The sequence below is a fragment of the Rhodanobacter panaciterrae genome (assembly GCF_014651895.1).
Taxonomy (GTDB): Bacteria; Pseudomonadota; Gammaproteobacteria; order Xanthomonadales; family Rhodanobacteraceae; genus Rhodanobacter; species Rhodanobacter panaciterrae.
This window is the reverse complement of record NZ_BMXT01000001.1, coordinates 1,644,820-1,670,932: the sequence shown is the minus strand read 5'-3', so window position 1 is coordinate 1,670,932 and position 26,113 is coordinate 1,644,820. Positions and strand designations below refer to the sequence as shown.

General features: G+C 63.4%; 24 protein-coding genes and 1 pseudogene. 14 read left to right on the top strand and 11 right to left on the bottom strand.

Annotated elements, in window-relative coordinates; genetic code table 11:
• Positions 1–351: 351 nt before the first annotated feature.
• From IE071_RS07790 to IE071_RS07775, 4 genes are all read right to left on the bottom strand, one after another.
• Positions 352–543, bottom strand: a complete 192-nt coding sequence (locus IE071_RS07790) for a hypothetical protein (protein WP_189440530.1) — start codon at positions 541–543, stop codon at positions 352–354.
• Positions 544–609: 66 nt separating this feature from the next.
• The gene (locus IE071_RS07785) at positions 610–1,062 is read right to left on the bottom strand and encodes a GFA family protein (RefSeq protein ID WP_229792794.1); all 453 of its coding nucleotides are present in this window, start codon (positions 1,060–1,062) and stop codon (positions 610–612) included.
• A gap of 156 nt (positions 1,063–1,218) precedes the next feature.
• Positions 1,219–4,677, bottom strand: a complete 3,459-nt coding sequence (mfd, locus tag IE071_RS07780) for a transcription-repair coupling factor (RefSeq protein ID WP_189440529.1) — start codon at positions 4,675–4,677, stop codon at positions 1,219–1,221.
• 108 nt (positions 4,678–4,785) lie between these two features.
• Entirely contained in the window at positions 4,786–5,391 is a 606-nt protein-coding gene (locus IE071_RS07775; protein ID WP_189440528.1) for a GNAT family N-acetyltransferase, read from the bottom strand.
• 186 nt (positions 5,392–5,577) lie between these two features.
• Between IE071_RS07775 and IE071_RS07770 the strand changes: the two genes are divergently transcribed.
• Positions 5,578–5,979, top strand: a complete 402-nt coding sequence (locus IE071_RS07770; RefSeq protein WP_189440527.1) for an MmcQ/YjbR family DNA-binding protein — start codon at positions 5,578–5,580, stop codon at positions 5,977–5,979.
• Positions 5,976–6,368: a VOC family protein gene (locus IE071_RS07765; RefSeq protein WP_189440526.1), complete on the top strand. Its 393-nt coding sequence runs from the start codon at positions 5,976–5,978 to the stop codon at positions 6,366–6,368. The genes IE071_RS07770 and IE071_RS07765 overlap by 4 nt, the downstream gene beginning before the upstream one ends.
• A 4-nt stretch (positions 6,369–6,372) precedes the next feature.
• On the opposite strand, the gene IE071_RS07760 is transcribed toward IE071_RS07765, so the two are convergent.
• On the bottom strand, positions 6,373–6,912 hold the full coding sequence (locus IE071_RS07760; RefSeq protein WP_189440525.1) for a DUF2058 domain-containing protein: 540 nt from the start codon (positions 6,910–6,912) through the stop codon (positions 6,373–6,375).
• A gap of 220 nt (positions 6,913–7,132) precedes the next feature.
• Here IE071_RS07760 and IE071_RS07755 point away from each other — a divergent pair, with 220 nt between their 5' ends.
• The 4 genes from IE071_RS07755 (at position 7,133) to IE071_RS07740 (ending at position 9,499) form a co-directional block, all read left to right on the top strand.
• Positions 7,133–7,909 carry a hypothetical protein gene (locus IE071_RS07755; RefSeq protein WP_189440524.1) on the top strand — a complete coding sequence of 259 codons (777 nt, stop codon included), beginning with the start codon at positions 7,133–7,135 and terminating at the stop codon, positions 7,907–7,909.
• Between the two features lie 185 nt (positions 7,910–8,094).
• A complete protein-coding gene (locus IE071_RS07750; protein ID WP_189440523.1) occupies positions 8,095–8,439 on the top strand; it encodes an ArsR/SmtB family transcription factor in 345 nt (114 codons plus the stop codon).
• The gene (locus tag IE071_RS07745) at positions 8,436–8,819 is read left to right on the top strand and encodes an arsenate reductase ArsC (protein ID WP_189440522.1); all 384 of its coding nucleotides are present in this window, start codon (positions 8,436–8,438) and stop codon (positions 8,817–8,819) included. The genes IE071_RS07750 and IE071_RS07745 overlap by 4 nt, the downstream gene beginning before the upstream one ends.
• Positions 8,819–9,499 (top strand): aquaporin, encoded by a 681-nt coding sequence (locus IE071_RS07740; RefSeq protein ID WP_189440521.1) that lies wholly within the window; start codon positions 8,819–8,821, stop codon positions 9,497–9,499. Before IE071_RS07745 ends, IE071_RS07740 begins: the two co-directional genes overlap by 1 nt.
• A gap of 54 nt (positions 9,500–9,553) precedes the next feature.
• Here the strand turns inward: IE071_RS07740 and IE071_RS07735 are convergent, their stop codons facing one another.
• The 3 genes from IE071_RS07735 to IE071_RS07725 all read right to left on the bottom strand — a co-directional run bounded on the left by IE071_RS07735 (position 9,554) and on the right by IE071_RS07725 (position 12,054).
• Positions 9,554–10,465, bottom strand: a complete 912-nt coding sequence (locus IE071_RS07735) for a cation diffusion facilitator family transporter (RefSeq protein ID WP_189440520.1) — start codon at positions 10,463–10,465, stop codon at positions 9,554–9,556.
• 65 nt (positions 10,466–10,530) lie between these two features.
• A complete protein-coding gene (locus tag IE071_RS07730) occupies positions 10,531–11,043 on the bottom strand; it encodes a Slp family lipoprotein (RefSeq protein WP_189440519.1) in 513 nt (170 codons plus the stop codon).
• Positions 11,044–11,130: 87 nt separating this feature from the next.
• Positions 11,131–12,054, bottom strand: a complete 924-nt coding sequence (locus IE071_RS07725) for a 23S rRNA (adenine(2030)-N(6))-methyltransferase RlmJ (RefSeq protein ID WP_189440518.1) — start codon at positions 12,052–12,054, stop codon at positions 11,131–11,133.
• Positions 12,055–12,194: 140 nt separating this feature from the next.
• Here IE071_RS07725 and IE071_RS07720 point away from each other — a divergent pair, with 140 nt between their 5' ends.
• The 7 genes and pseudogenes from IE071_RS07720 (at position 12,195) to IE071_RS07690 (ending at position 21,054) form a co-directional block, all read left to right on the top strand.
• Positions 12,195–12,596 carry a hypothetical protein gene (locus IE071_RS07720; RefSeq protein ID WP_189440517.1) on the top strand — a complete coding sequence of 134 codons (402 nt, stop codon included), beginning with the start codon at positions 12,195–12,197 and terminating at the stop codon, positions 12,594–12,596.
• 110 nt (positions 12,597–12,706) lie between these two features.
• Positions 12,707–14,434 carry a copper resistance system multicopper oxidase gene (locus tag IE071_RS07715; RefSeq protein ID WP_189440516.1) on the top strand — a complete coding sequence of 576 codons (1,728 nt, stop codon included), beginning with the start codon at positions 12,707–12,709 and terminating at the stop codon, positions 14,432–14,434.
• Complete coding sequence (locus tag IE071_RS07710; protein ID WP_189440515.1) at positions 14,431–15,597, top strand: copper resistance protein B; 1,167 nt, start codon at positions 14,431–14,433, stop codon at positions 15,595–15,597. The genes IE071_RS07715 and IE071_RS07710 overlap by 4 nt, the downstream gene beginning before the upstream one ends.
• 12 nt (positions 15,598–15,609) lie before the next feature.
• Positions 15,610–16,140, top strand: a pseudogene (locus tag IE071_RS07705) (c-type cytochrome); the annotation flags it as partial.
• Between the two features lie 275 nt (positions 16,141–16,415).
• Positions 16,416–19,325, top strand: coding sequence for a ligand-binding sensor domain-containing diguanylate cyclase (locus tag IE071_RS07700; RefSeq protein WP_189440948.1), 2,910 nt, complete (start codon positions 16,416–16,418; stop codon positions 19,323–19,325).
• Positions 19,326–19,478: 153 nt separating this feature from the next.
• Positions 19,479–20,786 carry a hypothetical protein gene (locus IE071_RS07695; protein WP_229792793.1) on the top strand — a complete coding sequence of 436 codons (1,308 nt, stop codon included), beginning with the start codon at positions 19,479–19,481 and terminating at the stop codon, positions 20,784–20,786.
• 49 nt (positions 20,787–20,835) lie between these two features.
• Positions 20,836–21,054 (top strand): GDCCVxC domain-containing (seleno)protein, encoded by a 219-nt coding sequence (locus IE071_RS07690; protein WP_189440513.1) that lies wholly within the window; start codon positions 20,836–20,838, stop codon positions 21,052–21,054.
• A gap of 95 nt (positions 21,055–21,149) precedes the next feature.
• Here IE071_RS07690 and IE071_RS07685 read toward each other — a convergent pair whose 3' ends face one another.
• Entirely contained in the window at positions 21,150–21,791 is a 642-nt protein-coding gene (locus tag IE071_RS07685; protein ID WP_189440512.1) for an NAD(P)-dependent oxidoreductase, read from the bottom strand.
• A gap of 134 nt (positions 21,792–21,925) precedes the next feature.
• Between IE071_RS07685 and IE071_RS07680 the strand changes: the two genes are divergently transcribed.
• The gene (locus IE071_RS07680; protein WP_189440511.1) at positions 21,926–22,822 is read left to right on the top strand and encodes a LysR family transcriptional regulator; all 897 of its coding nucleotides are present in this window, start codon (positions 21,926–21,928) and stop codon (positions 22,820–22,822) included.
• A gap of 8 nt (positions 22,823–22,830) precedes the next feature.
• Here IE071_RS07680 and IE071_RS07675 read toward each other — a convergent pair whose 3' ends face one another.
• Together IE071_RS07675 and IE071_RS07670 are read right to left on the bottom strand one after the other, a co-directional pair.
• Positions 22,831–23,760 carry a DMT family transporter gene (locus IE071_RS07675; RefSeq protein WP_189440510.1) on the bottom strand — a complete coding sequence of 310 codons (930 nt, stop codon included), beginning with the start codon at positions 23,758–23,760 and terminating at the stop codon, positions 22,831–22,833.
• Positions 23,761–23,847: 87 nt separating this feature from the next.
• Positions 23,848–26,031: an AsmA family protein gene (locus tag IE071_RS07670; RefSeq protein WP_189440509.1), complete on the bottom strand. Its 2,184-nt coding sequence runs from the start codon at positions 26,029–26,031 to the stop codon at positions 23,848–23,850.
• Positions 26,032–26,113: the final 82 nt, after the last annotated feature.

Sequence of the window (26,113 nt, the reverse complement as noted above, 5' to 3'; positions counted from 1 at the left end):
ACGATGCGTACTTTGGCCGGATCAACAACACCCACGAACTGACGGCTTCGTGCCTGCCTGTCCTCCGGTTCGGAACCGGTGTCGGATCGGACAACTACGTCCGAACCTGCGCCATCCCTTGCGAATGTGTCAAGCACGGGACGTGCCAGTGCCAATGCGCGCGATCCGAAGCTGGCTGCTACTCGCTTGCGGGGTCGGCGCTCTGCTTGCTGGCCTGTCGTCTGGTCTGGCAGGGATGGTTCAATCCGGACGTGGAGGGTCACCAGCCGGTTCGGCGTGCACCGAGCAGCACCAGCGCCTCCTGCGCGCTGCGGATGCGTTCGGTGGCACCGGGCAGGTCGAGTGTGATCTTCACTTGTCCTGGCCGTCCAGCTTGTAGACACGTGGCAGTTGCTGGATCAGCTTGATGATCGCCGTCGTGTCCGCTTTTTGCCCCCCGCGGAACACGATGCGGGCGCCGACAGCACTGAAATCCAGTGTGCGGATGCCAGCGGCGTGGCCATCAATAAAAGCCGCGAATAGCTCCCGAAAGCGGCACGGCATACCCGTGCACAGATGGGCCTGTTATTTCGCTGTGATCGAACAGCGGAATACGGCGTGTGTGCGACGTCAGTCCGTATCTTTTGCGTAGCGGGTGATCTTGTCGGGCAATTGAACCCATGAGTGCTTGCGGCACTCGTAGATGGAGTCTTGCGGCGCGGGAAAATCCGGGTCGGCAAATGCACCTACTGCCACCATCACGTACTCGTCGTTCCCTTCCTCCGTATGAAAAATCGTGCTCCCACAAACAGGGCAAAACCTGAAGCGGAACCTCGTTCCATGGTCGCCTGTCCGGACGTACTCCGTGGCGGTGCCGGCAACGGCAAAGGGAGTGGGGTAGGCGGCAAGCGTCGCGAAAACGCTGCCGGTGCGCTGCTGGCACGCGAGGCAGTGGCAAACGCCAGTACCCAGCGAATCACCTTGAACTTCGATGCGAAGCTGTCCGCAGCAACATGAAGCCGTTTTGCTCGTCATGGAAACCTCGGCCGGAAATTTGCGATGCCATGCATGTTGCGCAGGCATGACCTTGCTCATCTGTAGACGAAGACATAAACCACGCGGTAGCTGCGCGCCAGTGCCTGTGGTGGCCGGTAGGTGAGGTGAGCTTCGCACCCGGACGCACGTGTGAGCGGCGGCTCGCAGGATGGATCTTGCGGATGAAAACAATTGGATGCGCGATCAACCGGGCCGGCGTGCGCCCAGCAGGATCAGCACTTCCTGCGCGCTGCGGATGCGTTCGGTGGCGCCGGGCAGGTCGAGGGTGATCTTCAGTTTGTCTTGGCCATCCAGCTTGTAGACACGTGGCAACTGCTGGATCAGCTTGATGATCAGCATTGGATCGACCTCGGGCTTCTCGCGGAACACGATGCGGCCACCGTTGGCGCCGAAGTCGAGTTTGCGGATGCCGAGCGGTGTGGCCATCAGTTTCAGGCTGGCGACGGCGAACAGTTGCTTGGCGCTCTCCGGCAGCAGGCCAAACCGGTCGATCATCTCCACCTGCAGGTCGCGCAGGTCGTCTTCGCTGCGTGCGCTGGCGATGCGCTTGTACAAGGTGAGGCGTGCATGCACGTCGCCGAGGTAATCGTCGGGGATCAGCGCGGGCAAGTGCAGTTCGACTTCGGTTTCGTGTTCGCTGCTGAGGTCGAAGTCGGGGATCTTGCCGGACTTCAGCGCGCGCACCGCGCGGTCCAGCAGTTCGGTGTAGAGGCCGAAGCCGATCTCCTGGATCTGGCCGGACTGCTCGTCGCCGAGCAGCTCGCCGGCGCCGCGGATTTCCAGATCGTGCGTGGCCAGGGTGAAGCCGGCGCCGAGTTCTTCCAGCGAGGCGAGTGCTTCCAGCCGCTTCTGTGCATCGGCGGTGATCGACTTGCGATCGGGCACCACGAGATACGCGTAAGCGCGGTGATGCGAGCGGCCGACGCGGCCGCGCAACTGGTGCAGCTGGGCCAGGCCGAAACGGTCGGCGCGGTTGATGATGATGGTGTTGGCGCTGGGGATGTCGATGCCGGTTTCGATGATCGTGGTGCACACCAGCACGTTGAAGCGCTGGCGGTGGAAATCCGCCATCACGCCTTCCAGTTCGCGCTCGGGCATCTGGCCGTGGGCGATGCGGATGCGCGCCTCGGGTACCAGTTCCTCCAGCTCGCGCACAGTGCGCTCGATGCTCTGCACCTCGTTGTGCAGGAAATACACCTGGCCGCCGCGCGACAGCTCGCGCTGCAGCGCTTCGCGGATCGTCGCCGGGTCCCACGCCGAAATGAAGGTGCGTACGGCCGAACGATGCGCCGGCGGCGTGGCGATCAGCGACAGATCGCGCAGGCCAGCCATCGCCATGTTCAACGTGCGCGGGATCGGTGTGGCGGTCATGGTCAGCAGGTCAACTTCGGCGCGCAGCTTCTTCAACTGCTCCTTCTGCCGCACGCCGAAGCGTTGTTCCTCATCAACGATGACCAGACCGAGATTCTTGAACTTGATGTCCGGCTGCAGCAGTTTGTGCGTGCCCACGATCACGTCGATCTGGCCGTCGGCGAGTCGTTTCAGTGCCTCGTTCACTTCCTTGGTCGACTTGAAGCGCGACAGCACGTCGACGCGCACCGGCCAGTCGGCGAAACGGTCAGCGAAATTACGGTAATGCTGCTGGGCGAGCAGGGTGGTCGGCACCAGCACGGCGACCTGCTTGCCGGCGGTGGCAGTGGCGAATGCAGCGCGCAGCGCGACTTCGGTCTTGCCGAAGCCGACGTCGCCGCAGATCACCCGGTCCATTGCGCGCGGTGCTGCCAGGTCAGCGAGTACCGCTTCGATCGCGGTTTCCTGGTCGGGGGTTTCCTCGAACGGGAAGGTGCTGCCGAATTCCTCCACCAGCTGGCGGTCGATCGGCATCGATTCGCCGCCGCGTGCCTGCCGTTGTGCGTAGATCGCCAGTAGTTCGGCGGCGACGTCGCGCACCTTCTCTGCGGCTTTCTTGCGTGCGCGTTCCCACGCGTCGCCGCCGAGCGAATGCAGTGGCGCGAGTTCCGGCGCGGTGCCCGAGTAGCGGCTGACCAGGCCGAGCTGCGCCACCGGCACGTACAACTTGTCGCCCTTGGCGTATTCGATGGTGAGGAACTCGCCATCCATGCCGCCGACATCCATCGAGAGCAGACCTTGGTAGCGACCGACGCCGTGATCGACATGCACGATTGGGGCGCCGAGGGTGAGCTCGGTGAGGTCGCGGATGATCGCTTCCGGGTCGCGCGCGGTGCCGCGGCGGCGCTTGCGGTCGCGCTCGCTGCGCACACGCTCGCCGTACAGCTCGCGCTCGGTAAGCACAGTGATCGCGGGTTTGGTGAGCGCGAAGCCCTGTTCCAGGCTGGCGATGGTGATGGCGAAGCGCGGTGCACTCTCAGCGAGGAATGCCGACCAGCCTTCCATGCTGGCTGCTTTCAGTCCGGCGCCGGCCAGCGTCTCATTCAGTGCCTCGCGCCGTCCCGCCGAATCGGCGGCGATCAGCACGCGGCCTGGATAACTGGCGAGGAAATGTCGCAGCGACGTGCCCGGCTCCTCACCCTTGCGGTTGAGCGGCAGCTCCGGCGCGGGCTGGGTACCACTGGCGACGGCGTGTTCGTGACCACTGTCGACCACTTCCACGCGCAGCCGCTTGTTGAGCTGCTCGCGCAGTTGTTCCGGCGGCAGGTACAGCTCGGCCGGCGGCAGCACCGGGCGTTCGATGTCGTGCGCGCGCTGGTCGTAGCGCTCGGCGGTCTGCGTCCAGAACTGGTCGGCGGCGTCGCCCGCGCCTTCGCCGAGCACGAACAGCGCGTCGTCGGCTAGGTGGTCGAACAACGTGGCGGTTTGCTGGAAGAACAATGGCAGGTAGTACTCGATGCCACCGGGCGTCACGCCTTCCTTCATGTCCTGATACAGCGGACAGCGGCGAACGTCGATCGGGAAGCGCTCGCGCAGGTTGCCGCGGAACTCCTTCGCCGCCTCCTCGGTGAGCGGGAACTCGCGTGCGGGCAGCAGCTCGATCTTCTCCACCTGCTGCTGCGAGCGCTGGGTTTCCGGATCGAAGCTGCGGATCGACTCCACCTCGTCGTCGAACAGCTCGATGCGGTACGGCTCGGCGGTGCCCATTGGGAAGATGTCGAGCAGGGCGCCACGCACGGCGAAGTCCCCCGGCTCGGCCACCTGGGGCACGTTGCGATAGCCGGAGGCTTCGAGGCGGCGTTGTTCAGTGACCAGATCAAGCTTCTGGCGTTTGGCCAGCACCAGTCCGGAGCCGGTGATGTGTGCGCGCGGCGCGATGCGCTGCATCAGCGTCGCCACCGGCACCACCAGCACGCCGCGCTTCACGTTCGGCAGCTGGTACAGCGTGGCGATGCGCTGCGAGACGATCTCCGGATGCGGGCTGAAGACGTCGTAGGGCAGGGTTTCCCAGTCCGGGAAATGCAGCACCGGCAGGCCGCCGGCAAAGATCTTCAGTTCCGCTTCCAGTGCCTGCGCGCGCTGGGTGTCACGGGTTACCGCCACCAGCAGGCCGTCATGCGTGCGCGCCGCTTCGGCAATCAGCAGTGCCCGTGCGGAGCCATGGGGCGGCGTCCAGTAACGGCGTTGTTTGGGAGTGCTGGGAAGTGGCGGATGCTTGATCAGGCTGGGCATAGAGGACGCAGGTTCAAGGCGCCGCCATCGAGCCGCGCCGGGGAAAGCGGGCAAGTGTAACGCGACAGCCCCGGCTGGCCGGGGCTGTTTGTGTGTGAGGGTGGTCGATCAGAGCTTCAGCGTGATCAGCGCCGTACCCGGTTCATCCGGGATCAGGCGTTGGCTGAAGCCCAGCTCCTTGCACAGCTCCAGCATCGGCCGGTTTTCCTGCAGCACGTAGCCCCAGAGTTCGGCGAGCTTGCGGCGGCGGGAGTCATCAACCAGTCGCTGCATCAGCAGCGCACCAAGGCCGATGCGGCCCCAATCCTGCTCCACCAGCACCGAGAATTCGGCCGTGTCGGTGGCCTCGTCGACGTAGATCCGGCCCACGCCGCGCATCTCGGCCGGCGCCACCGTTTCGTCCATCAGCACATAGCCCGTCTCGAATGCCGGGTCGATGCGACACAGCCGCTGCGCCATCGGCGCCGGCAATTCGGACATCGCATGCAGGAAGCGGCGGCGGATGTCCTCTGGCGACAGCCGGGTGAAACAACGCTGCATCGCCGCCACGTCGCCTGGCTCGATCGCGCGCAGGACCAACTCGCGACCGTCGCGGGTACGCACAGATTCGCCGGTACTCGATGGCGCCACGCGCGGCCGGGCAAAGCGCTCGCTGCTGCGTGGTGGCAGCGGCGCATAACGGTCGGGGGCAGCAAAGTCGATGGCAGGGATCATGGCAGCTCCATACTTTTGCGTATTGTGTGCAACGCAACATGAATTTGCAATGACGCTGCTGCTGGCCAGCTGCAGCAAGGGGCTCGCGCCGGGGTGAGTCGTGTTGCAGTACGGGAGATCGCCAAATCGGCAGACAGCGGTGGGGGCACGCCGCACAATGCGCGCTGGATTTCCAGGGAGTACAGCATGACCCGCAAGCAGGCCAACGGCCTCACCGCTGCCCAGCTGGATGCGCTGTGCCGTCGCTGGCCCGGCGTCACGCGCGATACCAAATGGGGCGTCGACATGGTGCTCAGTGTGGGTGGCAAGATGTTCGCGGTGATGCCGTCGGACGGCAGCGAGGGCGGCCGGCTCTCGTTCAAGGTGGCGGATGAGCGTTTCCTCGAACTCACCGACCAGCCCGGCATCATTCCAGCGCCGTATCTGGCGCGGGCACACTGGATCTCGATCACCGAGCCACAGCGTTTCGCCACGGCTGAACTGACGGCATTCGTCCTCGATGCGTACGTACTGATACGCGCGAAATTGACCAAGAAATTGCAGGCGGAGCTCGGTCCACTGCCGACGCTCAAGGTAGACAAGAAATGAAACAGCATCTCGGCGCACTGGCGCTTCTCGTCGCTGACTACGACGAGGCGATTGCCTGGTACACCCACGCACTCGGCTTCGAGCTGATCGAGGACACCAACATGGGCGGTGACAAGCGCTGGGTGCTGCTGGCGCCACCCGGCTCCAGCGAAACCCGCCTGTTGCTGGCCAAGGCGAAAGGCGACGAACAGGCTTCGCGCATCGGCAACCAGACCGGTGGCCGCGTGTTTCTGCTGCTCAACACCGACGATTTCCAGCGCGACTGGCAGCGGATGCGCGCCGCAGGCGTGCATTTTCGCGAGGAGCCGCGTTACGAGGCCTACGGCACGGTGGCGGTGTTCGAGGACCTGTACGGCAATGGCTGGGATTTGCTGGAACTGAAGCGCTGACGCGCTACCAAATCAGATCGTCCGGCACCTGGAACTGCTTGTAGTACTCGTCGTCATCGCTGTTGCCACTACTGGCCTCGCCGCGACCGTGATCGAGCACGATCAGCGCCGCATCGCGGGCATACACCTTGTCGGCCGCGATGCGCGGCAACAGCTCGTAACCCTGATCGTGGCGCACGATCACCAACGTGCCGCTGGCCAGCTGTGCGCGCAGCGCTTCGTTGACCAGCACGTCCTTGATCGCGTCGCCATCGGTGAAGCGATAGGCAATCTCGCCCTCACGCTTCACCTTGTGCGCCTCGACGATCTGCCGAACCTGCGCGTGCGCTTCATTGGCACGCACCTGTGCATTGCGCTCCGCCGCCAGCGCCCGATCGCGCTCGGCCTTCTCGGCTTGCAGCCGCTTCGCCTCGACCTGCTCGGCACTAGGTGGTGCCGGCGTTTTGCCCTTGTGGTTCTTCGCCTGTTCGCGCACCACCTGCGCCGCCTTGGTCTTGTTGACCAGGCCGGCCTTGAGCAATTGTTCTTGCAGAGGATTGCGCATACGAAGGTGGGTCAGGAACGGGCGGAATTGCGGGTGGTGATTGTAGCGCGGGCGTCCACGGCGCTGCCCACAGTAATGTTTATTTGAATCAATAAACTGCAAATATTTCGATATGCGGTTTTGTATGCGCGCATACTCGTCGGTCTTCGCATTCCTGCGAAGAGGGGAGACAGCAACACAATCCATGAACTGCAGAGCGCAAGCTCTGAGGGAGGCTTTTATGAAAAGCATGAAACCCTGGATGGCGTCGATGGTGACACTGTTGTGCATTACCGGCGTCCACGCAGCAGAAATGGGCAAGGCGAATGTCATCCGTGATTACACCGATACCGTGGCACCCGCGGATCAGCAAGCCTACGAGGCCGGTGTCAAAAGCTACAACCAGTGCCTGAGTCAGCATGGCTTCAAATTCACGTGGACTGCGTTGTTGCATGAAACTGGCGACACGTACCAGTACTCGTATGTTTCGGAGCCATCGACATGGGAAAGTTTCGATGCGATGCACACGGCCGGCAAAGCGTGCGATCAAACGTGGCGGACTGCGGTGAATCCGCATCTGAAAAGCGAGATGAGCGCATTTCTTGTGCGCACGCCTGAACTCACCTATATGCCTGATGGCATGCCCATGAAGTCGGCGTTCACGGAAGTTACCTACTTCAAGCTCAAGCCTGGTCACGATGCGTCCGAGGCATTCACGGATGTGGCCAGGAAAATCGCCGCGGCTGCCGAGAAATCCAAGTGGTCCGAGCATTTCATGATTGCGAAGGTCAAGGACGGCGGTCAAGGCTCGCCGGATTTCATTGTGGTGAGTTTCTCCAAGAGCTGGGCAGACTTCGGCGAGGATGCCAATCCGTCATTATGGAAGATGGTTGAAAATGTTTATGGCAAGGGAGATGCCGCCGCGATGCGCAAGTCACTCAATGACGCCATCCAGGAGGTGTCGTCGCATGTGGATAGCTACAGCGCCGATCTGACTTATCAGCCGGCTAGCAAGTAATTCTTGGTAATCCCCAGATGGCCCTCTATGGAGGGCCATCTTTTTCCTACGAGAGTAGTGAATGCAACGGTTGCTGACGCCGGCCAACGAGGCTGGTCAAGACGACCTATTTCAGCCAGCGTCGACCAGTTCGCTACTGATTTCCTGGGCTTGATTTGATTTCATATTTCTATAATTATGGAAATATGAAATCCAAGATCGCACTTGCGTGCCTCAACGCTCTGGCCCAGGAGCATCGCTTGAACATTTTTCGTCTGCTTGTCCAGGCTGGCGAGACGGGCATGGCCGTGGGCGAGCTCGCCGGGGCGACAGGTCTGGCGGGGGCTACGCTGACCAATCATCTGCACATCCTGCGTCGTGCCGGAATGGTCAGTGACGAGCGACAAGGCCGCGTGATCCAGTGCCGTGCGAACTACCAGCAGATGAATGCGCTGCTGGGTTTTCTCACGGAGAACTGCTGCGCGGATTCGGCGGATGCAGGGTGCTGCGATCCCGTGACCGTATGCAAACCCACACGGCGGAAGATATGAAACGCGTTCTGTTCGTCTGCATCGAAAATTCCAATCGCAGCCAGATGGCGGAAGCGTTCGCGCACATCTATGGCGGGGACCAGGTGGAAGCCTTGAGTGCGGGATCGCGCCCCTCCGGATTGATCAATCCAAAGGCCGTCCGTTTCATGGCAGAACTGGACTACGACCTGACGGCACACGCCTCCAAGTCGCTCAGCGAAATTGAGGGTGAGTTCGACGCGGTGATCACGATGGGTTGCGGTGACGAATGCCCCTGGGTGCCGACTATGCGTCGGGAGGACTGGGGCCTGCCTGATCCGAAGCACATGGATGATGACGGCTATCGTGCGGTTCGCGACGACATTGCGTCCCGCGTCCGAACACTTCTGGCAACGCTCTGATGAACCTCTGGTGCAAATTGCTGGCCGAGTTCATCGGTACCTCGTTGCTGCTGGCCTCGGTGGTTGGCTCAGGCATCATGGGTGTCGCGCTTGCGAACGGGAACAACGCGATCGCTCTGCTGGCGAACGCTGCCGCGACAGCCTGCGTCCTTTACGTGCTTATCGAGTTGTTCGGGCCGATCTCGGGTGCGCATTTCAACCCGGTGGTTACGCTGGTCATGCGCATGCATGGCGAGATCGGCAATCGCGATGCACTGGCCTATGTCGTGGTGCAACTGGTCGCCGCGGTGGCGGGAGTGATGCTTGCCCACCTGATGTTCAGCCTGCCACTGATTCAGCTCGGCATACACGTTCGCGCGGGGTTGCCGCAGTGGATCAGCGAAGGTGTGGCTACCTTCGGGCTGATGCTGACCATCCTGCTCGGTCGCCGTCACCGGCCAGCGGCTGTGCCAGCCCTGGTGGCGAGCTACATCTTCGCTGCCTACTGGTTCACCGCGAGCACATCCTTCGCGAATCCGGCCGTAACACTTGCACGCGCGTTGACGCAGACGTTTGCGGGTATACGGCCTCAAGATGTCACAGGCTTTGTGATCGCGCAGATTTCCGGCGCTGTGCTGGGGTACGCAGTGGCTGTTGCACTGCGCGTATTTGCGCCAAGTCCGTCCCCGGCGACAACCTAAGCCATCAAGGTTGTCGCAACCTGATCTTTGGTTTGGTCGAAGCGGACTTGCCAATCAGTCCGCAATATCCGGCTCGAAGAAACTCCAGCGCACGTCACTGAATTCCGCCTTCATCGCCGCCTCGACAAGGTTGATCGCGTCGATCAGGGCGCGGTCGCTGGCGACCGGCTGCATGCGCGCCTTCACTGCCACCATCACGTCGGGGCCCATCTGCAGGGTGATCAGGTTCAGCACTTCGGCGACTTCGGGGCGGCTTTTGAGAAACGCCATCAGTTCGTCGCGGCGTTGCGGCTCCATACCCTGGCCGATCAGCAACGCCTTGACCTCGATCGCCACCAGCACAGCCACGACGATCAGCAGGACGCCGATCGCGATGGTGCCGGCGGCGTCGAACATCAGGTTGCCGGTGAGCATGGTCAGGCCGATCGCCAGCGTGGCCAGGCACAGGCCGATCAGGGCGGCCAGATCTTCGCCGAAGATCACCAGCAGTTCGCTGGAACGGGTTTCGCGGAACCATGTCCACAGGCTCTGCGAGCCGCGCGCCTTGTTCACTTCCTGCATGCAGCCGCGCATCGAGAAGCTTTCGGCCACGATGCCGAACACCAGCACGCCCAATGCCAGCCACGGCCACTTCAGTGGTTCCGGATTCGTGAGCTTGTGGATGCCTTCGTAGATCGAAAACATGCCGCCCACGCTGAACAGCAGGATGGCTACGAGGAACGACCAGAAGTACAGCGCGCGGCCCCAGCCCAGCGGGAATTCGTCGGACGGCGGCCGCTTGGCCTGGCGGATGCCGAGCAGCAGCAGACCCTGATTGCCGCAGTCGGCAAGCGAGTGCACGGCCTCGGCCATCATCGCGCCGGAGCCGGTGATGACGGCCGCGAACAGCTTGGTCACGAAGATGGCGAAGTTCGCGCCCAGCGCGAGCAGGATCGCCTTGATGGGGTTGGCGTGACCGGACGACATGCGACTTCAATCCTGAAGAATGAGGCCGCCCAGTCTACCGGTGGCGCAGGTTTCTGCGCAGATACTCAATGAATGCCGACGCCCACACCCAAACCGAAGTGGATGTTGTTGCGACCCTTGTTCATCTCGTCGGCGGTCCACACGTGCGACTGCGCCGCCGCGACCAGCGGAAACACGTAATTGGCCTCGCCGACCTTGCCGGCACGGCTGCCGTTGAGCTTGCCGCTGATTGTCATCAACGCGCCGGCGGGGTAGTCGAGTGGCTCCGCGTAACCGGGCAGCACGACGATGAAGCGGCCGTTGCCGCTGTCGCTCGCTTTCGGCCGCTGTGAAGCATCCAGCGGGTAGGCCAGCATTTCGACTTCGCTGTGATCGCTGAGGTTGTTCACCTGCACGATGCGGCCACCCCAGATCACGTCGCCGCCGGCATAGCGTTCGGGCGATTGCGCGACCTGGGCAGGCGTGGCTACCGTTGCCTGCGCAGTCGCCTTGTAGATGGGCGCGGGAGCGCAGGCAGTCAGGCTCAACAGCGCCAGCAAGAAGGGCAGGCAGAGCAGGGAGCGGGCGACGGTACGCATGGCAGACTCCTGAAGCGGTGCGATGAAGTGTGATCCGTGGTCGTTACGCTACAACAAGCCGCGTCTGCACAGCGCGTGCCGGCGACATCAGCGCCTGCGCGGCGGCGGAGTACCCGGTCGCAGCAATCGCGACGGTGGCAGCGGACTCGGTGCGGCGGGTTCGGCGCCCTCCTGCAGCAGCCAGTCCAGTTTCCATTCGGCCGGACGCTCCTGCGACAGCAGGCTGGCCAGCGCGCGCAGCGGTTCGCGCAACACGTCGTCGAGATTCCATGGCGCGTTGAGAATCACCATGCCCGAGCCATTGAGGCGCAGCGGTGAATCGTCCGGATGCACCAGCAGCTCGACACGCAGCACACGTTTCGCATCGCTGCGCTGCAGGCCGCGCAGGAACGGTTGTACCTGGCTGCGCAGCTTGATCGGGTACCACACGGCGTAGACGCCGGTGGGCCAGCGCAGCAACGCTTCCTTCAGTGCCTTATCGATCACCTTGTACTCGGCTTCCTGTGCTTCGTACGGCGGATCGATCAGCACCAGGCCGCGCTTCTCTTTCGGTGGCAGGAGCGCCTTCAGCGCTTCGTAGCCGTCGCGCTGATGCACATGCACCTGCGGGTTGCCGCGAAACAGATCGCGCAGCTTGGAAGCTTCTTCCGTATGCAGCTCGCACAACTGCGCGCTGTCGTCTGGACGCAGCAGGCGAGCGACTTGCAGCGGCGAGCCGGGGTAATGCTTCAGGCCCTGCTCGTTGCCTTCGCCGCCGAGGATGCTGGCGCGCCAGCGCTGCAACAGCGGCGGTACCTTTTCGGCCGGATGCAGCCGGGTGATGCCGTCCTTGTGCTCGCCGGTCTTTTTCGCCTCGAAACCGTCCAGCGGATAGCTGCCACTGCCGGCGTGGGTGTCGATGTAGCAGAACGGCGTCGGCTTGGCTTGCATCGCCTCGATCAGCGCGAGCAGTACGGTGTGTTTCAGAACATCGGCGAAATTGCCGGCGTGATAGGCGTGGCGATAATTCATGGCGGTCACGGCGGGCGGGGACTTCAAGTATAGACGGGTAGGTGCTGGTTCCCGTTGCGTGGTTCACATCGCCACGCACGAAGCCGGATGGAGGCATGTCCAGAGTTGAGGTCAGGCGATGCAGCACCTAAGCTGCAACGATGAGCCGCACGCTTCGTCATCTCGCCTGCTCGCCACGCTTTCGCGCGCTGGCATGGTTGGCATGGCTGATTCTTGTCGTGGCGCCAGTGCATGCAGCACCGGGCGTCATGGTCATGCGTAGTGATGCACATCAGGTGGGTCCGGCGCGGTCTGCGGCGCATGTCGTCGAGCACGGCCAGCACGCCATGTCGGTCGATGCCGATTGTTGCGGCGACCAGAGTCATGGTCGGCAAGGATCGGCAAATGCTTGCCACTGCACGGCTGTGTGCGGCAGCGCATTGCCAGTCGTGGCCATGGTCGAACTCGCTCCGATGGCCTTGGCCGGCGTGCAACTCGCTGCGCGATTCGCGGCACCACCCGGCGGCGTCCACGCGCCGCTGTTGCGACCTCCGGCCGGCTGACTTCCGCTGATTGCGATGGGCCTCGGCCATGCTCACCCGTACCGCGGCGAGCACCGCAGGCGCGTGTGACCGGCATCGGTTGCCGGTGCTTTCCCCGATGGAGAGATTCCATGAAATCATTTTCCCCGTCGCCGGCGACTGATCTGTCGCGGCGGCGTTTTGTCCAGGGCGTGGCCTTGGGTGGTGCGGCGGCCGATCTGGGTCTGCTGCGGCCTTCGAACGTGTGGGCGCTGACCAGCCCGGGCCACCCCACGGTCTTGAGCGGTACCGATTTTGCGCTGGACATCGTCGAGGTGCCGGTCAACTACACCGGCAAGACGCGGCTGGCGACCACCATCAACGGCAGCATTCCCGGGCCGATCCTGCGTTGGAAGGAAGGCACCACGGTCACCCTGCGCGTCACCAATCGGCTGCAGCACATGCCGACCTCGATCCACTGGCACGGCATCATCCTGCCGACCGGCATGGATGGCGTGCCGGGCCTCAGCTTCGATGGCATTGCGCCCGGCGAAACCTTCGTCTACCAGTTCCAGGTGCGCCAGTCAGGCACGTACTGGTACCACTCGCACTCGGGTTACCAGGAGCAGACCGGCCTCTACGGTCCGCTGGTGATCGAGCCGGCGGGCCCCGAGCGTTATCCGACCGATCGCGACTACGTGGTGATGCTCAACGACTGGACCGATGAGAACCCCGAGCGCATCTACGCCAAGCTGAAGAAGCAGAGCGACTACTACAACTTCGCGCAGCCCACGGTTCCGGATTTCTTCCGCGACGTCAGCGCGAAAGGCCTGCGTCAGGCGCTGGCGATGCGCAAGATGTGGAACGAGATGCGCATGAACCCGACCGATTTCGGCGACGTCTCGGGTTACACCTATACCTACCTGATGAATGGTGCGGTGCCGGCTGGCAACTGGACCGGCATTTTCAAGCCCGGCGAAAGGATCCGCCTGCGCTTCATCAACGGCTCGGCGCAGACGATCTTCGATGTGCGCATTCCGGGCCTGAAGATGACGGTGATCTCGGCCGATGGCCAGGACGTCGAGCCGGTAGCAGTCGACGAGTTCCGCATCTCCGTCGCCGAGACTTACGACGTCATCGTCGAGCCGCAAGACGAGCGTGCCTATACGCTGTTCGCACAGTCGATCGATCGCAGCGGTTACGCCCGCGGCACGCTCGCGCCGCGCGCCGGCATGGAAGCGGAGGTGCCCAAGCCTGATCCGATCCAGTGGCTGGCCATGCAGGACATGATGGGTGCGATGAGCATGGGCGGCTCCGCGCATGGCGGCATGGCCGGGATGGACATGGGTGGCGCGCCGGTGGTGCATCACGCTCGTACCGAATACCGCAATCCCGGCGTCGACATGCATGTCGACATGCCGCGCACCAACCTCGACGATCCGGGCATCGGTCTGCGCGACAATGGCCGTCGTGTATTGACCTACGCCGACCTGCACACCCTTGGCGGCCCGATCGATGTGCGCGAACCTGGTCGCGAGATCGAGTTGCACCTGACCGGCAACATGGAGCGTTTCATCTGGTCGTTCGACGGCATCAAGTACGCCGATGCCAAGCCGGTGCATTTCAATAGCGGTGAGCGGCTGCGCATCGTGCTGGTCAACGACACCATGATGAATCATCCGATTCATCTGCATGGCATGTGGAGCGAGCTGGAGAATCCTGCAGGCCAGTTCCAGGTGCGCAAGCACACCATCAACGTGCAACCGGCGCAGCGCATCAGCTACGCGGTATCGGCCGACAATCCCGGCCACTGGGCCTACCACTGCCATCTGATGTATCACATGGAGGCGGGCATGTTCCGCGAGGTGGTGGTGTCATGAAAATGAATCGCCGCAACACCTCATTTGTTCCACTTCGCTCCGCGTTGTTGGCCGCACTGCTGCTGGCATTGCCGCTGGCGATATCGGCGCAGAGTGTTCCTGCCGCGTCGAGCAGTACGGCGCCGATGGACATGAGCGCCATGCCGGGGATGGATCACGCCAGCATGCCCGGCATGGCGATGCCGACGACAGCTGGCGGCACCACCAAGCCTGCAGCGAAAACGCCCGGCAAGAAGGCGAAGAAAAAACACGCGCCTGCCGCGCCGGCCTCTTCGTCCCATGAGATGACCGACATGGATCACGGTGCCACGCCGGGAATGGATCACGGCACGATGCCCGCCACGCCCGCCGCCATATCAGACATGGATCATGGTTCGATGCCCGGTATGAAGCACGCTGCTACCCAAGCCGTGGGCTCGACGCAGGGCATGATGGGACCGATGCAGGGCGGCAACGCGCCAGCGGATGCACGCAGCGGCGACTATTCGGACGGCGTCGCGGGCAGCCCCGTACACATGTTGCACATGCACGGCAGCACGCCGTCCGGCATGTTGCTGGTCGATCAGCTGGAAGCCTTTCATGGTCGCGATGCGAACGGTCAGGGCTGGGAAGCCGAAGGCTGGTACGGCAACGACGAGAACAAGCTGTGGGTACGCAGCGAAGGTGAGCGCAGCCGTGGCATGCTGGAAGACGGCGACCTCGAAGCGTTCTGGAACCACAACGTCGCCACGTTCTGGAGCACTCAACTCGGTGGCCGCCAGGAACTGGGTGAAGGGCCCAAGCGCACGTGGGCGGCGTTTGGCGTGCAAGGCCTGGCGCCGTACTGGTTCGACGTGGAGGCGACGGGCTACGTGGGAGCTTCCGGTCGCACGGCGGCCCGCTTGCGTGCCGACTACGACATGCTGTTCACCCAGCGTCTGATCCTGCAGCCGGAGGCGGAGATCAATCTGTACGGCAAGAACGATCCGCAGCGCCGGATCGGCAGTGGCGTGTCCGACGTCCGGTTCGGCCTGCGTCTGCGCTACGAGATCCGGCGGCAGTTCGCACCGTATGTCGGAATGAACTGGGTGCGCCGCATCGGCACCACCGCCGACTATGCGCGGCAGGATCATCAACCTGTGCTCGACCGGCAGATCGTTGCCGGCGTGCGCCTCTGGTTCTGAAGGGGAACGACCATGCAGCAGCCCGCGAAATATCTCATCACCGTGGCGATCACGCTGGGCCTGCTGGTCATCGGCGCGGTGGCCTTCGTCTGCTCTGGCCTCTACAACATCGGCGCCGACGACCACCACACCAGGCCGGTCTCCGCGATCATGCAAACCCTGCGCGAACATTCCATCCATTCGCGTTCGAAAGACCTCGCCGTACCCGACCTCAACGATCCGCAACTGATACTGAAAGGTGCCGGGCAGTATGCAGCGATGTGTACCGAGTGCCACCTCGCCCCCGGCAGGGAAGACTCCGAAATCCGCCCCGGCCTGTATCCGCAGCCGCCGAATCTGTCGCAAATGCGGATCGATCCGAAGGATGCGTTCTGGGTGATCAAGCACGGCATCAAGATGAGCGCGATGCCGGCGTGGGGTTTCAGTCACGACGACGCCACGATCTGGAGCATGGTGGCGTTCCTGCAAAAATTGCCAGACATGACACCGGCGCAATACAAGGACATCGTGGCCAGGGCGCCGCCGGATGAAGACATGCCAATGGATACGGGCACGAAAACGCAGGGCATGGCGATGCCGGTTACTGCTGCAAGTGTCGCCAGCCCGGCAATCGGAGCGTCTTCCGCTACCTCGCGGTGACCGGATAGGCCATGCGTTGTCTCCAGGTGCCCAGCTTGTCGGAGGCTCCGTGACATCGGATGCCAGCCTTTGTGGGCTCATTGGGCTATAACTGCAGGTGGCACGCCAACATGGCACAGTGCGTGCTTGCGTAAAGGATACGCAAGCCTTGGGCTGCACGATGGAGAGGGACGTTGTTGATGTGGAGCAAGGAGCGCTACCGGCTCGTGCTGATGGCCGTGTTGCTGGCGCTGGCGAGTCTGCCGGCGTGGTCGCAGCAGTACTCTCTGCAGACATATGACCGCAAGGCGGGGCTCGAGAGCCAGTCCGTCAGCGCGCTGCTGCAGGATCAGCGCGGCTTTGTCTGGGCCGGCACGGAGATGGGCCTGTACCGGTTCGACGGCAGCAGCTTCGGGCGAATGGGTGCTGCGCAGGGATTCGAGCAAGGCGAATACATCACCACTCTCGCGCAGAACGCACAGATCGATCGTCTGTGGGTGGCTACCCAGTCAGGATTGCGCGTCGGCGATGGTCTGCACTTCAGCAAGGTCGAGCCGCAGGGCAAGCCGCTGGTCGTCGATGTTGGACGCCAGATGGCAGCATTGGACGATGGAAGGTTGCTGCTGGTTCGCGGCGATCAGTTGTGGGTGCTTTCCGGAGGGAGCGGTACACAGCCTTGGCAATTGCGGCCGATGTTCGACACTGCGCAGCTGGCCAGTGTTCCGCAACTGCGAAAGATCACCGCGGTGTACGTCTCGCAGGGTCATCTGTGGCTGGGCTGCGATACCTCGCTATGCGATGTCGATGCAGCCGGGAAAGTCGTGCTGTATGGCTCTGCGCAGGGCGTGCCGGCAGACAGCTGGTCCGGGGTGCTGCTGGACCGGCACGGCACATTGTGGCTGCGCGGTGTGCACCATGTGCGCGCCCTGCTGGCGGGGACGACGCGCTTCACGGCGCGTGATGTGCCCGAAACCGACATGGGCGTGGTCAGTGACAACGGCAGCCTGCTCGAGGATCCGCAGGGGCGCATCCTCACACCGACGAATCGCGGTCTGGCCCGCTGGGAAGGTGCGGGCTGGAAGATGATCGACAGCACCAACGGACTGCCCGACATCGAAATCACCACGTTGCTGTTCGACACGCAGGGCACGCTCTGGCTGGGCACCTACGGGCGCGGAATCGCGCGCTGGAACGGTTACGGGCTGATCCATGGCTGGGGTCGCGGGCAAGGTTTCGAGAGCGTGCCGAACTGGTCGATCCTGCGCTTCGATCAGCAGCACATGTGGTTCGGCAACGAGCTGGGCGGCAGCGTGTTGACGGAAGGCGAGACGCGCCTGCGGCCCTGGCCGTTGCAGTTCACGCCGGCGCCGCGCCAGATACTGACGCTGGCCAAGGCCCCGGATGGCGCGATCTGGGCCGGGCTCTACGACCACCGCGTGCTGCGTTATGACCCGGTCAGTCATCGCACCACACTGGCGGCGCAGTTGCCCGCCTTCGTCAAGCTGCTGCATTTCGATCGGCAAGGGCGCCTGTGGATCGCTACGGTCAATGGCATCTACCGCATCGACAACGCCGGTGCGCCGGCCCAGCGCATCCCCGCGGCACAGACTACCGACCAGCAATGCTCGGATATCGCCGAAGGCGACGACGGCACGCTGTGGTTTGCCTGCAACGAAGGCGTACTGCGCTATGCCAATGGGCGTTGGGCCCGCATGTCGATGGGTCGGAAAACCATGGCTTCCGGGTTCAGCGCCGTCGCGGTGGATACGGATGGCAGCCTCTGGCTGGGTGTCAACGAGCCGGGACTTTTCCACGCTGTGGTCCATGGCGATCAGCTTGTCCCCACCCAGGTAGCGGACACGTGGCTGGACAACACGCTGGTGTATTTCGTGCGGCGTGATCATCGCGGATGGATCTGGGTCGGCGGCGGTGGTGGCGTGGACATCTTCGACGGCCAGCACTGGACGCATCTGTCGCAGGACGATGGCCTGCTATGGGATGAAACCAGCCAGAACGCCTTCTTCGAGGACCATGACGGTTCGGTCTGGATCGGCTCGGCCATCGGCGTGAGCCATGTCATGCATCCGGAAGCGATGATGGTGCGCAGTCCGCGCAAGGTGATGATCACCTCGGCGATGCATGGCGCGCAGCCGGTGAGCGAGGGTGACAGCGTACGCATCGATGGCAACCACGCCGCATTGACCGTGCGCTTCGCCCTGCTGGGCCGATACTCCGGTGGCCTGCCACGTTTTCGTTACCGTTTGCAGGGCTCCGACTGGATCGAGACCGCATCGAACATCATCAATCTGACCGGTCTGCCATCGGACGACTATCGCCTCGAAATCCAGGCCATCGACGACGACCATCGGACGGTTTCACCCTCGGCGTATTTCGATTTCAGGATTCCCCCGCCGTGGTGGCTGACTTGGTGGGCCTGCCTGCTTGGGCTGTTGCTGCTGGCGCTGATCGTGGCGCTCAGCTGGCGCAGGCATTCGCGCCGACTGCTGCGTCAGAACCGGCGGCTGGAAACGATGGTGGCTGGGCGCACCATCGAGCTCACTGAAGAAAAGCATGAACTGGAACTGGCTCGCGCCGAGCTCTACTACCAGGCCACTCACGACAGTCTCACCGGGCTCTACAACCGCAGGGCGATCCTCGATGAGCTGGAAGCCCAGCTGGAGCCGCACGTTCGGATGGAGCCTGGACTGGCCGTCGGACTGATCGACGCGGATCATTTCAAGCGCATCAACGACACGCTGGGTCATCAGGCGGGTGATGCAGCGCTGCTGGCGATTGCCCGGCATCTGCAGTCGCACGTGCGCGATGGCGACCGACTGGGCCGCTACGGTGGCGAAGAGATCCTGATGCTGCTTCCGGGTATCGGTCGCGCCGATGCCGAGCAGCGCATGCGCGCCATCCAGGTCGCCGTGAGCGACATGCTGCATGAGTGGAACGGGCAACAGTTCGCGGTGACCCTCAGCATCGGCATGGTCTGGGTCGGACAGGAACCGGCGTCGGTCGAAGATCTCATCCGGCGTGCAGATGCCGCGCTGTATCAGGCCAAGAGTCGCGGTCGCGATGGTGTCGTGACCGAACTCATGGCGGGTTGATTTGCCGCTCAGGTTTGGCGCCACCAGCCATCATCCTGATGGCAGTCATCATCGTGTGCGTGCGGCGCCTTAACGACCATGCAAACCTGGTCGTATGATGGGGTTTTCCATCGTTTCGGGATCAAGCCGAGTGACCCTGTCGAGCGTCGCGCCGTGAACCAGCCGCCATTTCCGATGGCTGCGGAATCGTGCGTCGCCGACTGTGCATCCGGTGCGTCGATCGAGGCGCTCAATAGCGAGTGCTTCTGCGTAGCCGTCGACCCGCAGGCACTGCATGCATCCTTGGACGCCGTGCTTGCCAATCATGGGCTGCCCGCTGCACTGGCCGACTCGCATCCTCATTTGTTCTCGGCTCTACCTGTCTACGTTTCACGCCGGCAGATCGAGCAAATGGCGAGCGTGGTCGCCGCGGTCGAGGAGGTGACCGCGTTGCCGGCCTACCAGTCGGCCGTGCTGGCATGGGCGCCGGAAATCGCCCGCTTCGATCCAGGCTCGCCGGGCGGACTGCTCGGGCTGGATTTCCATCTGGGCATGAATGGTCCGCAGCTCATCGAGATCAACACCAATCCGGGCGGCGTCTTGCTCAATGCGCTACTCGGGCAGGCGCAGCGTGCGTGCATGCCCAGGACGACCAGGCCACCTACCGACGCAGCGCGGGTGGACGATGCGGTATGGCAATGCATGCTGGCCGAGTGGCAGCAGCAACGTGGCTCCGCGCCGATGGGCTTCGTGGCTATCGTCGATGAATCGCCGAAACAGCAATACCTTTATGCGGAATTCGTACTGTTTCGCGAACTCTTTCGCCAGCATGGATACCGCGCCGAGATTTGCGCGCCCGAGGAACTGCTGCTCAGGCACGACCACCTGTGGCTGGGCGACAACCGGGTCGATCTGATCTACAACCGGCTGACTGACTTTGCGTTGCAGCAGCCTGCGCATGCCGTCATGCGCACGGCTTATCTGGCTGGCGCAGTAGCCGTCAGCCCGCATCCACGCGCGCACGCGCTGTACGCGGACAAACGCAATCTGAGCTTGCTCGGCCATCGCGATTTTCTGGAATCGGCTGGCACAAGTGCGACCTCGACAGCGACTTTGAGCGCGGCCGTTCCTGAGACTCGCCTGCTGACAGCGCAGAACCGCGACAGCATGTGGGCCGAACGGCGCCGTCATTTCTTCAAGCCAGCAGCGGGCTTCGGCAGCAAGGCCTCCTACCGTGGCGACAAGCTCACGCGCCGGGTATGGGACGACATCGCCAGCGCCAACTACGTGGCGCAGGAAATCGTGACGCCCAGCGAACGTCTTGCCGGAGCAAAGGCGGCTCCCTTCAAGGTTGACATCCGCTGCTATGCCTATCGAGGGGAAGTGTTGCTCTACGCCGCACGCATCTATCAAGGCCAGACCACCAATTTCCGGACTCCGGGTGGCGGATTCGCTCCAGTGTTGACGGACAAGGACGGTTGAACAGGTCGAGCCCGCCACTGATTCGGTAGCGCAGCCGTCAATCCAGCATATGGCCACTGACATGATCCTGCAGAGCACGCTGACCTGTCCGCATTGCGGCCATCAGGTCACCGAGACAATGCCGACCAACGCCTGCCAGTTCTTTTACGACTGTGCGGAGTGTGGCGAACTGCTGCGGCCCAAACCCGGCGACTGCTGCGTGTTCTGTTCGTACGGCAGCGTGCCGTGTCCGCCGGTGCAGTTGCAGGCGTCTTGCTGCGGTCATTGATCCGGCAGCGTGCGGTGCCGCTAGGACACCGCCACGCCGAGCTTGAACCCGTGCTGCCGATCCCGCGCAGCTGCCTGAGTGACCTGCAGCTTCGCTCAGTAGGCGACCGTGATGCGCTGGCGCAGCGCGTCGTGCTTCTCGATACGATCGAGCAGGGCGACCGCGTAGTCGGGAACGGTGATGCGGCTGACGCCGTTGCCATCGACCAGCAACTGGTCGCCGCCGACGCGGTACTTGCCGCTGCGTTCGCCGTCCTCGATCAAGGCAGCCGGACTGATATAGGTCCAGTCCACGTCGGCCTTGCTGGCGCGGAACACATCCAGTGCCTTGCCCTGTGCATTCGCTTCCGGCTTCCAGGCGTCGGGGAAATGCGGGTCGTCGATCACCTTGACGCCCGGCGCCACTTCCAGCGAGCCGGCTCCACCTACCCACAGCAGGCGCTTCACGCCAGCCTTCGGCAGGTTGTCCAGCAACACGCTGGCATTGGCAGGCACGCTGTCGGGATTGCCGTCGCGGCGGGCGGACAGACTGGCCACCACGGCATCGGCGCCGCGCACGGTATCGAGCCAGCTCGCCGGTTGTGCGACGTCGCCGGTGATGACCTTCAGCTTGTCGTTGCGCTGGGTGAGCCGCGCCGGATCGCGCACGATCGCGGTCACGTCGTAACCGCGCGACAGCGCTTCTTCGAGAATGCCCTGGCCGAGATGGCCGGTGGCGCCGAACAGTGCGATTTTCATGGATGGCTCCGGGTCGAGGTGTGCCGCGCAACGGAGGGTTGGCGGCTGACGGGGGGAAGCATGCGCCTGGTCATTGGTTTGATAAATCGCTCAATGCATAATTCACTGTAAATCCATAATTGACAGTGGGAATCATGGCAAGCGAAGTCAATCTCAACCGACTGGCGGTATTCGTTGCCTTGGTGCGTGCCGGTTCGTTCACTGCGGCGGCCGAACAGCTGGGGCTGACCAAGGCGATGGTCAGCCAGCATCTGGCGAAGCTGGAGCGTGAGCTGGGCGTGACACTGCTGCTGCGCAGTACGCGTCGGATGTCGCTGACCGAGGCCGGCATCAGCTTCCACATCGATTGCATGCGCCTGCTCGCCGATGCCGAGGCGGCGATCGACCGGGTCGGTGGCAATCGCGACACGCCCAGCGGCACATTGCGCATCACCACTTCGACCGATTACGGCATGGCGGTGGTGGCGCCGGCGCTGGCGAGTTTCTGTCAGTTGCACCCGCAAGTGCAGGTCGATCTGGTGATTGGCGACCGGATCAACGACCTGATCGCCGAGCGCTTCGATCTGGCCATACGCCTCGGCTGGCTGCGCGACTCCAGCATGCACGCCGCTCGACTGGGCAGTTTCCGTCAGCTGGTGGTAGCCGCGCCGGCGTATCTGTCAGAACACGGCACGCCGCGTCGACCGGAGGATCTGGCCGCGCATGGCTGGATCGCGATGTCGGTGCTGGCCACGCCCTTGCGCTGGACCTTCGTCAGTAGTGGCGGCAAGCGGCGCAGCGTGCGCATGCGACAAGTGGCACAGGCGAACAATGCGGCCGCGGTGCGCGCGATGGTGCTGGCTGGTGCTGGTGTGGGCGTACTGCCAGATTATCTGGCCGAGGAAGACATTCGCAGCGGGCGGCTGGTGGCGTTGCTGGCGCAGTATCGATTGCCCGAAGGCGGCATCCATGCGGTCTATCCCGGCAAACAGCCGCCAGCGAAAGTGCGCAGCTTCATCGACCATTTGCGCGAGCAACTCGCTCGCAACTGACAGATCCGTCAGTCGACCATGCTGTGACTTTCGCTGGTGCCCAGCAGTTCGGGTTGCTTCGTGCTGCGCTGCCGACGATTGAGCAGCGGGTGCACGAACACGGCGGCGAGGATCACCACCACGCCGACGTAGAACCAGCGATCCAGCTGATGCTGTTCGCCCAGCAGCAGGATCGCCAGCACGATCGCATAGACCGGCTCCAGGTTCGTCACCATCTGCGTGCCGAACGCGCTCATGTGGCGCAGCGCGACCAGCGCCAGCGTGAACGGCAGCAACGTGCAACCGAACGACAGCGCCAGCAGCAGCAGCGCATCGTGCAGATTCGGCAGCATGAAGGCCGGGCCGGTGTGCGGCAGCAGTGGTGCCAGCGCGGTGAGAAAGATCGTGCCGGTGCCCAGTTCGATGCCGGTCACCGTGAGCGGATCACCGTGCTCGACCAGCCGCTTGTTGAGCGAGCCGAACAGCGCCACGAACAGCGCCGACAGCACACCCACCGCAATGCCCAGGCGCATGTCATGCGGCACGCCGCCGACCACCATCATCACACCCGGTACCACGGCCACGCCGATCATCAGCTCACGCGGATCGAACTTGCGCTTGGCGATCCACGGCTCGATGAACGCCAGGAACACCGGTCCCAGCGCAATGCAGGTGGCACCGACCGAGGCGTTGGACAACTTGATCGCCGAGTAGAAAGTGAGCCAGTGCAACGACACCAGCACGCCGATGCCGGCATACGCCCAGATCAGTCGGGCCGGCATCGCGCGCAAGCCGCGCCAGACTTTCAGCATCAGCAGCAACGCGACCACCACCAGCAACATGCGCCACCACACCAGCGGCAACGCCGGCAGCGTGATCAGCTTGCCGAGGATCGCGGTGAAGCCCCATAGCAGCACGCAGAAGTGGATCTGCAGGCGGGCCTGATTGACGGGTTGCATGGAGCTTTCACAGAAAGAGGGGAGCCGCATTCTAGGCGCGGCCTGCCCGCTCCGCCCATCACTTTCATCGACACGCGTTCGGCTGATCTATTTCTTGCCCTGCTTTTTGGATGCCGAGGTCTTTCCCGCAGACGGCATCATCTTGTCGGTGCTGCGCAGCTGCTGCAGGACGGTGCGGCAAGTGTTGTCGCCGTTGTCGCCATGGCTCGGCGACACCAGCGCCAGCAGCGCGGCGGCGGGAGCGGCGACCACGCCGAGCGCGACCATGCCGGCGCCACGTGCCAGCAGTGGGCCGGCGTGCACGCCCACGTCGGGGTTTTTCAGCGTGCCGTGCACATATAGCGGCGAGCGCAGCGAGAACACGCGGAAACCCTTGGTATGCGGTTTCACGTCGAGATCGAGTTTCTCGTTGGCGAAGTTCACCGTGCCGTCCACATTGATCACGGCGTCGTCGGTGTCGAACACGAACAGGCGCATGTCGAACAGGCCATCCTTGGCGGTCATGTCGCTGGCGGCGCAGTTGATCTTCACTGTCTTGTCGCCGAAGAGTTTGCCGATGACGATGTTGCCCACGTTGAGGCCGGCGGTCTCCAGCAGGTTTCTGCTGATCGCGCCGTCGTTCATCAGCAGCTTCAGCTCGCCATTGGCACCGCCGAGCAGGGCGGCGACCGAATTGCCGCGGGCGTCGAGCGTCACGTCGCCGTTGATCTCGCCAAAGCTTGTCTCCATCGGTCCGAAGGTTGGGAACAGCTGCTTGAGTTTGAGATGTCGGGCATCGAGTTTCAGCAGACCGCGCATCGGCGTCTGGCTCCCATCGAGCGTGATATTGCTGCGCACCGAGCCGCCCGCCAGTCCGAAGCGCAAGGGATCGAGGTAGAGCGCGCCATTGTTCATCACAAGATGCGTGCTGAGCGAATCGATCGGCAGCGCCTCGCCGTGCAGGATGCGCGCGCCAGTGAAGTTCACGTCCGCATCCATCGCACTCCAGCGCTCGGTGCGGAACGGCTCCACCGGCAGCACCTTGTCGGAAGGTTGCAAGGTGCCGTCGCCACGCTGCTGTTTTTCGGCATTCGAATCGGCACCGATCAACGGCGCCAGATCGGCGAACTGCAGCAGCTGGGAGTGCAGGTCGCCGCTCAATTTCGGGCGCTTTCCGCCAGTGACGAACAGCAGGTTGCCGGCGAGGTCGCTGCTGCCGACGCGGCCGCGGAAATCCTGGTAGCTGAAGCGACTGCCATGGCGATGCAGTTCGGCCTGCAGATGGCCTTCGGTGGCATACGGCGGCGTGTCGGGAAGGGTGATGCCGGTGATCGGATACAGCTTGGCCATGCTGGAGCCGGAGAACCACAAGCGCACATCGAGTGCACCCAGATGCGCCGGATCGGTGAGCGTGCCGACCAGGGCAATATGGCTGTCGCCGATCTGCATGTCGGCCTGCACCGGAAACGGATCGCTGGTGTTCTGCAGGGCGAGTACGCCGCCGGTTTTTCCATGGCCCTTGATCGGCGTGCCCTTGTAGCTGCCTGCAGCCTCCCAACCGAACAGGTAGACAGTCGAGGATTTGGCGTTGCCAACCGTGGTCGTGGCAGCGGTCTTGTCGCTGGCGGCGGCACGGTCGAGTGCTTTCTTGGCGCCGGCGCCAGCCGACTTGCCGGCCTGCTCGCGCGCATCGCTCGACTGCTGTGCCACGATCTGGTCGTAAGGAATGGCGCCTTGCAGCGGCTCCACCGTCACCTGCAGCTTCACTGCGCTGGCCGCATCATCCAGCGTGATCTGGCCACGATCGAAGCCGATCCGGCCCAGCGCCAACGACCATGCGGAAGGCTCGGTACTTTGCGGCAGCACGAAGTCCCAGGTGGCGCGCGACTGCTTGTCGCGCTCCAGGTCGATGGTCGGGTGCACGAGCTGCAGCGTAGGCACTTCGATGCGATGGGCCAGCAGCGCCAGCGGCGAAAGGCGGAATTGCAGCGCATCGAGCTGGGCGAACTGCGGCTGCGCGGCCCAGTCGGGGTTGCCGATGGTGATCTGTTTCGCAGTGAATTCCGGCCATGGCAGCAGCGAGCCGAGCCAGCTGCTGGTCCGGTCACGCTGCCAGTCCACGCTGAGGTCGCCGTTGATCGCAAACGGGCGGCCGATAGCCTGGCTCACCTTGTCGCTGATGAACGGCTTCATGCGGTTCCAGTCGAACGTGGCGATCACGATCAGCAGCACCACAATCAGCGTCAGCAGCACGCCTGCGATCCAGCTCGCGATTTTTCGGCTGCGCTTCATCCTTGCTCCTGGTTCGACGAGTGGCCCGAAACTTGACGCATTCCGGGAGACAGGGCTCAAGAGATAGCGGAGCGCGTGGGAA